Source organism: Paenibacillus sp. FW126-R14, from assembly GCF_058789495.1.
Genome location: NZ_JBYTBS010000052.1, coordinates 13,295 through 26,357 on the forward strand (window position 1 = coordinate 13,295; position 13,063 = coordinate 26,357).

The 13,063-nt window shown below is 46.6% G+C and carries 13 protein-coding genes; all 13 read right to left on the minus strand.

What is annotated here, in order from left to right:
* Positions 1-92: 92 nt before the first annotated feature.
* Complete coding sequence (locus AC3WRW_RS25635) at positions 93-992, minus strand: response regulator (RefSeq protein ID WP_492549070.1); 900 nt, start codon at positions 990-992, stop codon at positions 93-95.
* Between the two features lie 2 nt (positions 993-994).
* Entirely contained in the window at positions 995-2,281 is a 1,287-nt protein-coding gene (locus tag AC3WRW_RS25640; protein ID WP_492549107.1) for a sensor histidine kinase, read from the minus strand.
* A 172-nt stretch (positions 2,282-2,453) separates the two neighbouring features.
* On the minus strand, positions 2,454-3,104 hold the full coding sequence (locus tag AC3WRW_RS25645; protein ID WP_492549071.1) for an amino acid ABC transporter permease: 651 nt from the start codon (positions 3,102-3,104) through the stop codon (positions 2,454-2,456).
* 12 nt (positions 3,105-3,116) lie between these two features.
* Entirely contained in the window at positions 3,117-3,770 is a 654-nt protein-coding gene (locus tag AC3WRW_RS25650; RefSeq protein ID WP_492549072.1) for an amino acid ABC transporter permease, read from the minus strand.
* 15 nt (positions 3,771-3,785) lie between these two features.
* Entirely contained in the window at positions 3,786-4,649 is an 864-nt protein-coding gene (locus AC3WRW_RS25655; RefSeq protein ID WP_492549073.1) for a transporter substrate-binding domain-containing protein, read from the minus strand.
* Positions 4,646-5,401: an amino acid ABC transporter ATP-binding protein gene (locus tag AC3WRW_RS25660; protein WP_492549074.1), complete on the minus strand. Its 756-nt coding sequence runs from the start codon at positions 5,399-5,401 to the stop codon at positions 4,646-4,648. Before AC3WRW_RS25660 ends, AC3WRW_RS25655 begins: the two co-directional genes overlap by 4 nt.
* A gap of 244 nt (positions 5,402-5,645) precedes the next feature.
* A complete protein-coding gene (locus AC3WRW_RS25665; protein WP_492549075.1) occupies positions 5,646-6,728 on the minus strand; it encodes a Gfo/Idh/MocA family protein in 1,083 nt (360 codons plus the stop codon).
* Positions 6,729-6,923: 195 nt separating this feature from the next.
* Entirely contained in the window at positions 6,924-7,970 is a 1,047-nt protein-coding gene (locus AC3WRW_RS25670) for a Rieske 2Fe-2S domain-containing protein (RefSeq protein ID WP_492549076.1), read from the minus strand.
* Positions 7,971-8,199: 229 nt separating this feature from the next.
* Positions 8,200-8,955 carry a creatininase family protein gene (locus AC3WRW_RS25675; RefSeq protein WP_492549077.1) on the minus strand — a complete coding sequence of 252 codons (756 nt, stop codon included), beginning with the start codon at positions 8,953-8,955 and terminating at the stop codon, positions 8,200-8,202.
* 118 nt (positions 8,956-9,073) lie between these two features.
* Positions 9,074-9,517: a cell wall hydrolase gene (locus tag AC3WRW_RS25680; RefSeq protein WP_492549078.1), complete on the minus strand. Its 444-nt coding sequence runs from the start codon at positions 9,515-9,517 to the stop codon at positions 9,074-9,076.
* Between the two features lie 66 nt (positions 9,518-9,583).
* Positions 9,584-11,296, minus strand: coding sequence for an S-layer homology domain-containing protein (locus AC3WRW_RS25685; protein ID WP_492549079.1), 1,713 nt, complete (start codon positions 11,294-11,296; stop codon positions 9,584-9,586).
* A gap of 448 nt (positions 11,297-11,744) precedes the next feature.
* Entirely contained in the window at positions 11,745-12,089 is a 345-nt protein-coding gene (locus AC3WRW_RS25690; RefSeq protein ID WP_492549080.1) for a VOC family protein, read from the minus strand.
* Between the two features lie 323 nt (positions 12,090-12,412).
* On the minus strand, positions 12,413-13,060 hold the full coding sequence (locus AC3WRW_RS25695; RefSeq protein WP_492549081.1) for a response regulator: 648 nt from the start codon (positions 13,058-13,060) through the stop codon (positions 12,413-12,415).
* Positions 13,061-13,063: the final 3 nt, after the last annotated feature.

A 13,063-nucleotide genomic window follows, 5' to 3' on the forward strand; every position in this document is an offset into this window, starting at 1 on the left:
TCAAGGCTTTCCAGGATTCAAAAACTAGATACACGTCGTATCATAACCTTCACACGAAAATCATCTATTGGTATAATCTTGTCTCCATTCAACTAATTTTCGTTCATCTTATCAAGCGTCTGCAAATAAAGCACCTGAAGGAACTTTTTAATATTCACTTTCCCCTTATCCTGCATGCGGTCCTCATCGATTTCCTTCATTTTGAGACGAATATCTTGAAAATCGAAGTACAAGGGTGCATAGTGCTCAAACTTCGGATTGCCATAATCGCTCAGCCCGATACTGGCCACTTGGGCCAATGCCGCCATGATAGCCCGACGGATCCGCTGCTCCACCGCTTTTACCTCTCGCTCCACTTCCAAACTATCCGACTTATGTACCCTGGCCGCCGCCTCATACAGTTCTTTCAACGGAGGAAGCGCCTCCACTTTACTATGCTGAATCAAGTGCTCGATAATATCAACAATATCTCTGCTACCTGCATCGCCTAGTATGCCCAAATCCATAAGGATCGGCTGCACCGTCTCGCGGACGGTGGGCTTTTTGCGCGTAGGGCCAGCGTCCCGGTTGAAAACATCGAGCTTCGCGAGCGAATCCTTGATTTCCCTCAAATATTGATTGATTTTCCACTGCTCGCACACTTTCTTTAATACCGCTGCCACTTCCACTCTGTTGATCGGTTTTTGAATATAAAACTCGACACCAGCCTGGTAGGCTTTGCCAATCATATCTTTATTCTCGATCTGGGAAATCATCACGTACTTGCCTTGATAGCCTTCTCGTTTCAGCCCGACGATCGTCTCAATTCCGTCTTGATCCGGCATGAGCAAATCAATCAGCACCACATCGGGACGTGTTTGCAGCACCATCTGGGTACCTTCCACGCCGCTCCCTGCTGTCGATACAACCTCGCCAAGCTCACTATTCTCAACAATCGTTTGCAGCATGCGTCTGCTGACGGCATCATCATCGACTATACAATAAGTAAGCACTATTAGGAGACTCCTTTCTTCAGGGCAACGGTTGGAAATCGTACGATAAAGCTTGTTTCAAGCGCCTTGTTATTCGACTCCAGACGTATTTCCCCGCCATAGGAGGATACAATATCCCAAACATGGGAAAGCCCGATTCCCGTTGCCGCGACGCCTTCCTGGTTAAATTTGGTCGTAAATCCCGGCTTGAAAATCATGTCCTTATCGTGCTCGTCAATTCCCGGGCCCGTATCGGTTACGACCAGCACCGTTTCAGACCGGTATTCAAAAACCTTGATGACAATCAGACCTTGCCGAACGATGGATTCCACCGCGTTGGACACCAAATTTCCGAGTACGGTTAAAAGAGGAATGTAGTGCGAGGTGGTATAGTCCGTCAACATCTCATCCAGCATCCGGACTTCCTTATTTAACATCTCACTGTACTCGTAATTAGACTTTACGACAAACTGTACAACTTCCGACAATGTTAATTCCGAAGCGGTTTCGCGGTCGGACAGCTTCATAAGACCCGCCAGTATCCGCTGCGAATCCTTCTTGACCTCATGAATCTGCTGTGTGATTTCCAAGAACGGCCTGCTGAATTCCTTGCCGCCTGAAGATTGCAGCTGACAGTATAGATTGTAGCTTTTGGCCGTAATTTGTTCGATGGTATCCATCGACTTTTTAATATAAAAAACCTCTCCATACAAGCCGCTGCCGATACTTAGCATTTGCTCCATCCTCTTTTGCTGCTCGGCATGAAGAATCCGCATCTGACTGACGGTAATGCTACTGTACAGCCCAATCGTAAAATAACTGCGAATGACGGCGATTACAGCAATCAGCATCCATTGCCCGGAAGGGATGAACGGCTGATGGAAGACGAAGCTTCGGGCCAATAATTCCGATTCGTTAGATACAAAATCGATGACCGAAATACAAACCCCGAGAACAAGCGGGTGCAGCTTCTCCAACCTCTGCTGGATCAAGCGCATCCCAAGCGCGAAAACCATGTAATAAAGCATGGAAGAGCAATGCTTGCGGGAGCTCACCAACCAATCAAATTGATCCATCGTTACCAGATCGCTAAGCATGCGAAAAATCAGTACCGTCGCAGCTACAATCATCCCCGTTTTCATGACAGGCAGCTGCCGCATCAAGAGCAGAAGCAGCAGAAATGTGCTGCTCCCGAGCCCGATTCGAAACAACTCCCCGTTAAAAGGAGTCACTTTGAACTCACCCGCTATAGCTACAAGTATGGCAATAAAGATGATCCGCATGCTTTCGCTTTTGAAACGGTGCTGCATCCATTCCACCAATGATCCGCTCCTTGACAGCCAGCCATATAGGCGAGTTGATGAATTTGCTTATCCTTGATTTTACTTGATTTGGAAAACTTAATAAATACTTAATCACTTTTAAAAGAAACAGCCGACCTCTCTTTTGAAAAAGAAGTCAGCTTTGCCTGCATTCCTGCTCTTAGATCATCTTGCTCTCCATCCGTTTCGCCGCAAGCGACAGCGAATAATTCACAATGAAATACAAAAGTGCCACCAAAGCCAGAATAGGTATCGTATAGTTATAGTTTTGACCGATGACAATTTTCGCGTGATGCATCAGATCTGGCAAAGAGATGACGATTGCAAGCGAGGTATCCTTTAATAAAGAAATAAACTGGCTGACCATCGGCGGAATCATCCGGCGGAGTCCTTGAGGAAGAATGATATGCCACAGCGTCTGCACATACGTCAATCCCGATGAACGCGACGCTTCAATCTGCCCCCGGTCAATCGAATTCAAGCCGCTGCGGACGACCTCGGAAATCATTGCAGCTTCAAATACCACCAAGCCGACAACCGCCGAGCTCTCCACACCGAGTTTGATCCCAATGTCCGGCAGCGCAAACCGGGTGAAAAAAAGAATCAGCAATAACGGTAAATTGCGGATCAATTCAACGAGGACACCAATGACCGGGGATAGCACCGGTATCTTCATATATCGGAGCGTCCCCATAATAACGCCGATAAGAAAGCTGAATATAATGGCAATAATAGCAATTTTCAGCGTAATGTAGAGACCTTCAAAGATAAACAACAAGTTATGACTGGAAAACGCGCTTGCAATATCCATGTGTCCACTCCTCTATCCGGTTTTCGCCAATTTGCGTTCTAGCTGCAAGGCCATATAGCTCAAAGGGAGGGTCAGAACCAGGTAAAGCAAGGCGACAAAAATATACGTATCAAAAGTCGCATAGGTTTTGCTCGCCACCCGATCTGCAAAATACATCAGATCCAGTCCGGCAAAAGCCCCTAGAATCGATGAGTTTTTCACTAAGTTAATAAATTGGTTGCTGAGGGGCGGAATTACGATTTTGATGGCCTGCGGCAGGACAACGTGTATCATGGTTTGTGTATAGGTTAAGCCTGATGCTCTTGCAGCTTCCGTCTGGCCCTTCGGTACAGCCATAATGCCGGCTCGTATCGCCTCCGCGACAAATGCTGCCGTGTACACCATAAGACCGATGGTCCCGCTTACGAAGCCGCTTAGTGTAACGCCGATCGAAGGCAGGCCATAGAAGAAAATGAAAACAACCAGCATAAGCGGAATGTTGCGTATAAACTCAACGTACACCGTTCCGAGCCATTGCAAGGGCCTGTTGTTGGTGATTCGGAAAATAGCAACGATCGTTCCGATCAGGAAGCTTCCAACGAGCGCGATCAAACTCGCATAAATGGTATTGAGGAAACCTTGCATATAAGTATCAAAGTAATCCGTAAAGATTTTAAAGCTGGGCATCCACATCACCCTCTCTTATTTGGATGGCGGTGTCCCGATCCATTTCCCATAAATTTTGTCGTATTCGCCGTTGGAATGAAGCGTCTTCAGTCCTTCGTTCACGGCGTTCAGAAGAGCTTTCTCTTCTTTCTTGATGGCAATGCCGTAAGGCTCGTCGGTAAACGGCTGACCCACTACTTCATAATTGGAGTCTTGAGCGGCCATTCCGTAAAGGATCGCATTATCCGTTGTTAACGTATCGCCTTGACCAGCCTTCAGAGCGCTAAAAGCATCCTGATAGTTGTCGAATTCAAGAACGTTCACGTCCGGTACGGCTTTTTTTACGTTGTCGACAGAGGTCGAGCCTTTTACTGCAAGCACCTTCGTACCTTTTTTTACATCCTCAATGCCTTTGATGGGGCTGCCTTTTTTCACTAGCAGGGATTGACCCGCTTTAAAATAGACCTCGGAGAATTCAACTTGCTGTCTCCGCTCTTCCGTAATCGTCATGGTGGCTACGATCATATCGATTTCCTTGTTGTTCAACATCGGAATCCGCGTTTTGGAGGTAACTTCCAACAGTTCGATTTTGTTTTCGTCTCCCAAAATTTGCTTTGCGAGCGCTTTTGCAATATCTACGTCAAAGCCTTCGACCTTGCCGCTTGCCGGATCCTTCAAGCCGAACAATTTCGTGTCGTATTTAACTCCGACCACCATTTTGCCACGGCTTTTGATTTCATCCAAAATGGTTGCGCCTGCGGCCGGTTTCTTATCCGGAGGTGCGGCAGATGCACTGCCCCCGTTAACGGGGGCACTCTTGTCACTGGTGCAAGCCGATAACAAAACTGCGGATAAAGCAACAACCGATAAGCTTAACGTCATTAACTTTTTAACTCTCATACTACAAAACTCCTCTCAACATTGGAATGATTCAGCACACGGTTAAGAAACTGCCTCGCTCTTACTTCCTTCGGATTGGTGAAAAACTCTGCAGGCGAGGCCACTTCGAGAATTTGTCCCTTATCCATAAACACCACCCGGTCGGCTACCTCTTTGGCAAAGCCCATTTCATGCGTGACGACAACCATCGTCATCCCTTCATGAGCCAGCGTCTTCATAACATCCAACACCTCGCCGACCATTTCAGGATCGAGTGCCGATGTAGGCTCATCAAACAGCATAATTTTGGGCTTCATGGCAAGTCCTCTTGCGATCGCAACACGCTGCTGCTGACCGCCGGATAACTGGGAAGGATACTGGTTCGCTTTTTCTTCAATCCCGACTTTCTTCAAGTAATACTTGGCGATCGTTTCAGCTTCGGATTTACTCATCCCCAACACCTTCATCGGTGCGAGCGTAATATTGTCGATCACCTTCTTATGCGGATACAGGTTAAAATGCTGGAAGACCATACCGATGTCCCTGCGCAGCTTGTTAATATCCGTCTTTTTATCGTTTACCTTCACATGGCCTACATCCAAGTTCCCGCCTGTAATCGCTTCCAAACGATTGATGCACCGAAGCAGCGTGCTTTTCCCGGAACCGGAAGGACCAATTACAACGACTACTTCACCTTGGCTAATTTCAAGATTTATTCCCTTCAGTACATGAAAGTCACCGTAATGCTTATCCACCTGCTGGAATGAAATCATGGAGCCTCCCCTCTAAGGCATAAATATCCTTGCAACCATTGCTCCCTTTTCATTTTTTAAGACATTTGTGTTATGTTACATTACACTTGATGAACTTGATTATAAGAAGCACCTACAAAATCTTAGATAATCCTACAACTGCCTTTACAGTTTTTTAAAATTTTTTTTGCCCAAAAAAATAAAACCCAGCCAGCGGCTAGGTTCTTGTCTAGTATGTAGGAGCGCGAGAGACCCTCTCCGTCCGTTAGATGAATCCTGCCCAAGGTTGGGTTGCTGTCGTGACTTCTTCTCCCGATTCGATAGCAGCCTGCATCATGAGTGCCAAATAGTGATCCTGCAGCGCCTCTTCCAGCCCATAGCATGGGGGTCCGCCCTGCACATAATCGGCCATCTTCATCAGACTCGTCGCAATGGCCAACTCATCGTCCGACAGACGCCCGGGAACGAACGGATTCTCATACAGCCAATCGTCGTTAGCTGCAATCCCCCGATGGTAATATCCTTCCAAGTTGCCGTTGTGACCGGTATCGACTCTTTGAAATGTGCCGTAGACGGGCGTCCGATAATCCCGCAAGTATCGGAACGTTTCGTCCGTCACTTCTCCGTGGCTTCCGCGAATGACGATGCGATTTTTGCGAATCCAGGAATGATACTGATCACCTGTAAAATCAAACAAGGCGAGCTTATTGCCGAAGCTCAGTGTAACGATATCCTGCACCGAATCGCCGATCACTTCGTTCTCCGGAAGCCCTTCTCGTCCCGGCCCTTTCACGATTCGGGACGTAAACCGCTGCCCCCGGATTACGGCGTTCTCAAAGCCAATCCCTAGCAGCTGCCGGATCAGGCTAATGCCGTGATAGCCGTGAGCGGCCGATACTTGGACATGCGAAATGTCCCCGAGTTTGCCCGATCTGGCGAAAGCAATCCGTGCAACATGCAGCGGTTGGTACAAGTATTGCTCGGCCACCTGTACGCGCTCCTGCAGCTTGCCTAGCGAAGCATGCAAAGAGATCATGTCGGCTATTTCTTTGGCCGGCGGCGTTTCCGTCAATACGGGAATTCCCCTCTCCGCCAATTGCAAAATACACGAAGGAGCCGCTTCCCTTGTTACCGAAACGACCGCGAACGCGAGAGGGCCGCTGGAAGCGAAGGACTCCATGTCACGGTAAGTTTTTACCCCCCACTCATCCTCAATCTCCTTGGCTCGTTCCTCATTTCGGATAAGCATCGCACGGATGGCAAACCACTGTGGCAAAGCTTTCGCAATCCGCAAATAAAAATGGGCTCTCCATCCGCTGCCCACAATACCGAACTCAATTTTAGACATAACTGCTCACCAACGCTTTCTCTCAACTTTCTTTCATTTAATAGAATTATATCAATTCCACCCAGATCTTGAATGGATGAATGATACTGAAACATGGAATTTTATAACTATGAACTCACCAGCGCCTTTCCAAGCATGACTCTCCTCGAAATAAAAAAAGCTGCCTGATTCACGGCAGCTTCTTTAAAATCTTCATTATGTCGTATACGTTCTTCCAAGGCCTATCTCACTCAGAAGCTGCCGATAAGCAATCGATGTGCGATCGGCTGGAATATGGGCTTCGGCCTGCAGGTCAAGCGGTAAATCTTCCGGTGTCTGTGCTTCGACCATTTCGCGGTCCTCTTGAAACACTTGTAAATTAAACTTGATCGTATCTTCCACTGGAGCATTTTTATCGAAATTACGTGAAATCGGACAGAATAATCGTGTATAACGGGCAGATACCGGAGAGGCACAATTCAAAATCCTCAGCTGCCCGTCGTTCGGAAAATAAACGGTTAGCGAAGCGGCAAACGGAGGAAATACACGAAATTCTCGCAGCCAGTTAAATCCCTCAGGTGCAGGATTTTCCTGACCTTTTCCGTAATTGCTAACCGTACTCCAGTACTCGGCAAGCAATTCATTCCCTACCCGCTTGACTTTATATTCCGGAACTTCCGTATTATTGCGGTCTCCGAATGTTTCTGTATGCACATAAGCAAAGTGCGATACATCCAAAAAGCCTTCCATCTGACGCCCGGCCGAACCGGCAATGTCGAAGCTCGGCGGCAACACGTTTAGATATTCGGGATCATCCCACCCTGGAAAGTCTGGTATTTGCTCTTCGCTGGATGCAAGGGATGTCCATATCAAGCCATATTTTTCAACTGCCGGATAGACAATTAATTTTAATTTCGGCGAAATTTTAGCATCGGGATGCGCAGGAACGGAGGTGCACTTGCCTTCGCAGTTATAACGGAATCCGTGATAAGGACAAACTATTTCCCCGTTCTCAACCCAGCCCTTGCTAAGTGGAGCCCCTCGATGAAAACAAAGATCACGAGCTATAACCACTTTATCGTTGCTGCGGTAGCATACGAGTTTCATATCCAACAGTTTTACACCGATCGGCTTTTCTGTGACTTCGCTTGCTAAAGCAATTGGATACCAATATTGAGCCAACACATGCCAATCCTGCGGAGTGAACGTACAGTCTCGGGGAAGTTGGATTTCTACGTTCGTTTTTTGGTTTTCAGATGTCATCATCAGGATCCCCTCACACTTCATTCAGTTAGTTAAGAATCATAGTAGTGTTAATTAATATTACATAATCACTACTAACATCTTACTACCGCGTTATTTTAACGGGCAATATCTAGGGTGATATTTTGTTTAAATGACCAAAACCAATCACATATGTTAGAATTCATAACATAAATTTAGCGTTGAGAGTTGACGATGACAGACCATACCGTTAATGAGCCATCCAAACTCAAGCTTGAGTTTTTCGGTGATATCCCTCTTCTAGGATTTGTTTCAAACCTTCCGCTCTTTTATGAATAAATGTGGTCCAAAATATTTTTCCTTTCTCAGCTAGTTCTTCTTGCGAATAACATCCTTCTTCAAACTTTCCCCAACACCCGTCCTTAGTCAATTTGTCCCATCCTAAGTAATCTGCATAAAGACGGTTTTCCGAAGGGATATCCGAGCCCATTGAATTCATTTTAACCAGTTCAGGGCAAAGCCACAGAGCTGTACAAACGGACAGCAGCCCGCCATGCATTTCGTTTAAGCCTTGTAACCCTGCTGTTTCAACTGCATGTTCCCATGCAAGATGATTATGATGATTTGAGGTGATTAGGATCATTTGAGGGTATTTGTAATTCATATGCTTGACGAAAGCAGCCTCCCAGTAAGAGCCCCCATGTCCCGTGCAAACTAAAAACTTCTTAAAACCTTGCCTCATCAGGTTCATGATCATTTCTTCCAGCATAGCTGTTAAAATATTAGGACTTACGGTTACAGTTCCTTTGAAATTGGCATGTTCTTCGGAGGTATTAAACGGAAGTGTAGGCAACACGTAAGCATTTAGTTCTTTTCCGTAAGCATTAGCGTATAGCTCTGCGATCAGCGTATCCAAATGCATGGGTAAATACGGTCCAAACTGCTCCGTCGCTCCTACGGATATAATAGCTGTATCAATTCCACTATTTGAAATTTCCGATGTGGTGTTCTTATAACTAAGCATGATGGCACTCCTTCAATATGTACAATTTTGCAATACGAAACAAATTATATCACTCCTAAGCGTTCTTAAAAAAGAAAAAAGCCGCAACATGTGCGGCTTTGTACGATCGTTCCGATCATTAAAACGTATTATATACATTTTCACACTCTTGCGCGGTCGGTTCATAAAAGCAGTGAAGCTTATATCTCCCTACGTGCGGCTGATTGTACCAGGTAGGCGGGCATGGCTGAGGAGCTTGGGCCGTTCCCGGTCGAAAATACCAAAGGGAGAATTTGGCCGGCCAATGCCGCTCGCCATTCACGGCCCGTCGCGCCAGACGGCGTTCCTTCTCTCTAGCGTTTTGATAGTACATCCCATGAAGCAGCGCTTCGAAGGCATGCGGTTGGTTGATCATTTGGGGAATTGTCCGGATCCCTTTGAAATCGGAGCAATTCGCTCTTATTCGGTTAATGCCGACGTTCCCGACAAGAAGCATACCTAGCTCACCTTCGCCAACAGCTTCGGCTCTAAGCAACCTTGCCAGCATGTTAATATCCTGGTCTCTGGCTTTAACAACGCCCATTCCCTCACCTCTTTAAAATGTTCTCTAGACACATCTTATTGTAGGTGAAGCGGAAGTGTTACTCCGTTAATTGTCCGTCTCAATCAGATTCATGATGACCTGCGCTGCTTCCACGCGTAAGGTTTCAGACTGCGGGTCAAATTGACCGCCGCTTCTTCCCTGCAGCAATTTGATCGCGGAAGCTTTGTTAACGGCTTCTTGCGCCCACACCGAAACGTTCGCCGAATCCACATAATTGTGCTGATCGTTACTTGCGTGAGTAGCTTTCCCGTTCTTATACTCGTAGGCTCTCACAAGCAAAACCGCCATCTGCTCACGAGTCAGGTGCAAGTTCGGGGCGAAGGTATTGTCCGTAACCCCGGTAACTAATCCGGCCGCAGTAGCCGCTGCCACATCCCCCGCATACCAGTCATTAGCAGTAACATCGGTAAAGGAGGAGCTTTTGCTTTGAGGCTGCAACCCAAGTGCTCGCACCAGAAGCGAAGTGAACTCTGCCCGTGTCGTTAAGCCGTTCGGGTTAAATTCACTTTCGGTTATGCCATTAATGAGATGCTTTGCGGAAAGAGACTGCAAAACATCATACGCCCAATGACCGGCTGGTACGTCTTTGTACTCTTTGTTATATTGTAAAACCGCATATTTGCTCAAATGAGAAAGCTTGACGTTGATCGTATTCGATTCTTTATCAAACTTGCCGCCGATGTACTCCCATTGATTCGTTGTTTCGTTCAAATAGTAGATCCCAAGCAGATTTTTATTCTTAACATCCGATTCGACTGGCAAAGACAGCTCAAGGCCTTCTGCAAACTTGGTCAATTTCACTTCGCTGCTGTCCGCCTTTTTCAACGTGATGCTGAGTTCGTACACCTGCCCTGCTATTTTCACTTTGGCGGAGTGATCGACTGCCGGCGTAGTTGCTGAATTGCTGTCTGCAACGGGGACCATTTGTACCTGTATGGAAGCTCCATCTACATTTCCTGCTTGTCCCAGAATGCTGTCTATGATGCTTTTGCCGATTGTAATCGCCACTTGCCCGTTTTTAATCTGTAGCGTGCTTCCGGACACTTGAGACAACGAAACATCCGCTTTCGTCTGCCCCTTGTCTAGCTGAACGATGATTTTTTCTTTATCTTTGCTTTTATCTTTATCTTTATCTTTACCTGTTTCTTTGTCCGTGCTTGCACCATTGTTGTTGTTGTTGTTGTTGTTGTTGTTGTCGTCGGAGCCTCCGCCAGAACTTTGGACAACTACCTGTACGTCCACCTTAGAACCGTTTGCCTGGTATTCTTTCCCGTCACCATCACCCAAGCTGACCGATTTTGCCGTTATTGACCCGGAAGCGGTTTGTGAAAGCGGCTTAGAGGCGAACTCCAGTTCAACGACATCTGCACTGCCCGAAACCGGATGTTCGGCGCCTTGACTCGCTACTAAGAGACGTAGTTGCCCGGGAGCAACGTTCTCGGAAGCGACGATCGACACGCCGTCAATGAGCGACTTCGCTTGAACAAACGTATATAGATCCGCCTGATATTGAAATTTCAAATCCTGAGCGTACGCGGGGCTCTTCACATTAGCAAGCCCAAAGACGACCTTGAAATGTTGACTGGCTCTCACAGATGCAGGTCCGGTTATGGCCGACAACAGTGCGTCATTAGCTTGATTCATCACCGTCATTTGCGCATCACCAATAGAAGCCGTGCTTGCCAAAGCGGAGCCAGGAACTAAACAGCCGACACATAACATCGTTGACAAACTAATCTTTAATAATTTCCGTCTCATGATTTCCATCCTTTCGATAGTTAGCGGTAACTCTCCTACTACGATAGTACTACCAAATTTATGAAAAATCGACACATTATTTGTTTTTTAAGCGATTTTTTCGCGTTTTTATGACATTAAAGCATATTTTGAGTGGGATGGTCGCACGATTGCAAATAAAAAGACCGTCAGGAAACATCCTGACGGTTCTCTTCACTACTCCAGATACATTTCAAATTCTCATGCCTCGCAGGTTCCGCATGATTGAGGGAACTTTATTCCCTTATTTCAGCAAAAAGCAAAAATTCAGCGCTCGAGGGTAACTACAGGGTCTAATTTCACCTCTCTGATCTAACTAGCTGCTCGGAATGATGGATTAGCGGATCATAGTTCCCATCAGAATGCCATAACGGTTGTTTTTAGTATAATAGCGCCCTGTAGTTCTCCTCCCTCATTCACAGAGGACTGACTACCATTCAATCAATTCAATTCGGTTTCCTTCCGGATCGATAATGACCCCGATTGTCCCCCAATCAAATGCTTTGATTTCAACATTCGTACCACGATCGTTAAGTTCTTTTACCGCATCATCAAACTTTTTGACGTTAAACCTCAAAACAATAGGGTTTTCAGCTCTGGTTTTTTCTCTGTCCGATGCAACCCCATTGGACTCAATCATTAGATAACTCCCGCCAAAATCTAAAACAGTTAACTCAGGACCTTTGCGTCTTACCGGCAAACCCATTTTCTCGACGTAGAAATCAAGTGTACTTTCATAATGTTCACAAAATAAAATAATACCTGTTTCTGTCAAATTCAGTGGAATTCACCTCCATAAAAGATCAATTTGTCCGCATCAGCCATTTTCTTAGATTTACGTACAAACTATCTTTCATTATTCCGCATTGTCTGGATGTTATAAATTGTTCAACAGTAATCGGATTTTCCCACATATCCAATCATCCCTTTCGTGCTAGACGTTCTTATTTATAGAACTATCTTAGCACTGAAAAAGCGTCCTAACGTCGGCGCCATGAATGATTTACCGCTACGCAAATGGTCTGACAGCAGCCCCGAAGAGGTCCTACGACCAAAGTCGTAGAAGGTCCCCTCCGGGGCTGCACTTAGCCAATATGTTTAAGAACTCAACCCCTTCTTAACGGCATAAATGGCCGCCTGCGTCCGATCGGACAGTCCGAGCTTGCTAAGCACGTGACTGACATGGGTTTTGACCGTTTTCTCGGTAATGTGGCACCTTGCCGCAATTTCTTTGTTGCTCCTGCCTTCCGCTAACAGCACAAGCACTTCGCGTTCACGAACGGTCAGGCTCTCTAAGCAAGCTTCATTGGCTTCGACAGGCGCTGGCGCTGCCAAGTGAGCCATCAACTGATCCGTAATTCGCGGATGCAGCTGCGCCTGCCCCGAGTGGGCGCCGCGAATCGCAAGCACAAGCTCCTCTGGCTGCACATCTTTGAGCAGGTAGCCGTTAGCGCCAGCCCGAATGGCCGGCAGCACATGGTCTTGATCGGAGAACGTCGTAAGCACAATGACCTTCACGTTCGGATATAATTGTTTGATCTGCTTCGTCGCTTCTATGCCATTCATGACAGGCATGATGAGATCCATCACAACGACGTCAGGGCTGAGCTCCTTTACTTTTTGCAACGCTTCCTCGCCATTCGCGGCTTCCCCGATCAATTCGATACCGGCTTGAGTGCCTAGAAAATACTGCAATCCTCTCAGGACTACAGCATGATCATCGACAAGTAACACTCGGATTGACATCGA

What these genes read in the sequence shown, in the direction of transcription:
- AC3WRW_RS25640 (WP_492549107.1), bottom strand. Translation starts at nt 2,281, where the DNA reads ATGCAGCACCGTTTCAAAAGCGAAAGCATGCGGATCATCTTTATTGCC.
- AC3WRW_RS25645 (WP_492549071.1), bottom strand. Translation starts at nt 3,104, where the DNA reads ATGGATATTGCAAGCGCGTTTTCCAGTCATAACTTGTTGTTTATCTTT.
- AC3WRW_RS25650 (WP_492549072.1), bottom strand. Translation starts at nt 3,770, where the DNA reads ATGCCCAGCTTTAAAATCTTTACGGATTACTTTGATACTTATATGCAA.
- AC3WRW_RS25655 (WP_492549073.1), bottom strand. Translation starts at nt 4,649, where the DNA reads ATGAGAGTTAAAAAGTTAATGACGTTAAGCTTATCGGTTGTTGCTTTA.
- AC3WRW_RS25660 (WP_492549074.1), bottom strand. Translation starts at nt 5,401, where the DNA reads ATGATTTCATTCCAGCAGGTGGATAAGCATTACGGTGACTTTCATGTA.
- AC3WRW_RS25665 (WP_492549075.1), bottom strand. Translation starts at nt 6,728, where the DNA reads ATGTCTAAAATTGAGTTCGGTATTGTGGGCAGCGGATGGAGAGCCCAT.
- AC3WRW_RS25670 (WP_492549076.1), bottom strand. Translation starts at nt 7,970, where the DNA reads ATGACATCTGAAAACCAAAAAACGAACGTAGAAATCCAACTTCCCCGA.
- AC3WRW_RS25675 (WP_492549077.1), bottom strand. Translation starts at nt 8,955, where the DNA reads ATGCTTAGTTATAAGAACACCACATCGGAAATTTCAAATAGTGGAATT.
- AC3WRW_RS25680 (WP_492549078.1), bottom strand. Translation starts at nt 9,517, where the DNA reads ATGGGCGTTGTTAAAGCCAGAGACCAGGATATTAACATGCTGGCAAGG.
- AC3WRW_RS25685 (WP_492549079.1), bottom strand. Translation starts at nt 11,296, where the DNA reads ATGAGACGGAAATTATTAAAGATTAGTTTGTCAACGATGTTATGTGTC.
- AC3WRW_RS25695 (WP_492549081.1), bottom strand. Translation starts at nt 13,060, where the DNA reads ATGTCAATCCGAGTGTTACTTGTCGATGATCATGCTGTAGTCCTGAGA.